This window comes from Xylophilus sp. ASV27 (assembly GCF_016428875.1).
In the GTDB taxonomy this organism is placed as follows: domain Bacteria; phylum Pseudomonadota; class Gammaproteobacteria; order Burkholderiales; family Burkholderiaceae_C; genus Xylophilus.
Window position 1 is genome coordinate 1 of record NZ_JAELTO010000258.1, and the last position, 724, is coordinate 724.

General features: G+C 78.2%; 1 protein-coding gene and 1 pseudogene. Both read left to right on the forward strand.

Annotated features, from left to right (window positions below):
* Window positions 1–186 (forward strand): hypothetical protein (locus JHD63_RS24305; RefSeq protein ID WP_233168554.1); only part of this gene is annotated, 186 nt, incomplete at its 5' end.
* Window positions 179–724: pseudogene (locus tag JHD63_RS22760) on the forward strand (hypothetical protein); the annotation flags it as partial. The gene JHD63_RS24305 and the pseudogene JHD63_RS22760, both read left to right, overlap by 8 nt.

The following is a 724-nucleotide window of genomic DNA, read 5'->3' on the forward strand; positions in this document are numbered from 1 at the left end:
CCCCCCCCCCCCCCCCCCCCCCCCCCCCCCCCCCCCCCCCCCCCCCCCCCCCCCCCCCCCCCCCCCCCCCCCCCCCCCCCCCCCCCCCCCCCCCCCCCCCCCCCCCCCCCCCCCCCCCCGCTTTTCACGCAGAAGACGGCATACGCGATTTCCTGTACGGTCTCGTGGGCTCGGAGATGTGTATAAGAGACAGGCGCAAGCCAGCGGCGAAGCGCCGTCCGACGCCCATGCCGGCGTGCCGCAGGAAGGCGCAGAAGCGGGCCGCGAACGCCGCGAGCGCCGTTCGCGCGACCGCTACGGCCGTGACCGCCGTGAAGGCGGCGAGCGCAACGGCAACGGCGCCGAACGCGCGCCGCAGGAAGCCGCCGCACACGATGCGCCGGCCCAGGGCGGCATCTTCGACGCCTTCCGCAGCCCCGCTCCCGTGAGCACGCAGGCGTCCGAGCCTGCCGCCGCACCTGCTGCGCAGCAGGCCGAGGCCCCGGCGCGCGAGCGCGACGAGGAACAGCGCGCCCAGCGCAGCCCGCGCCCGCCGCGCCGCCGCCCTGCGGACGAAGAGGCAGTGGCCCCGCCGGCCGCAGACGCGCAACCCGAGGACTGTCTCTTATACACATCTCCGAGCCCACGAGACCGTACAGGAAATCGCGTATGCCGTCTTCTGCTTGAAAAGGGGGGGGGGGGGGGGGGGGGGGGGGGGGGGGGGGGGGGGGGGGGGGGGGGGGGG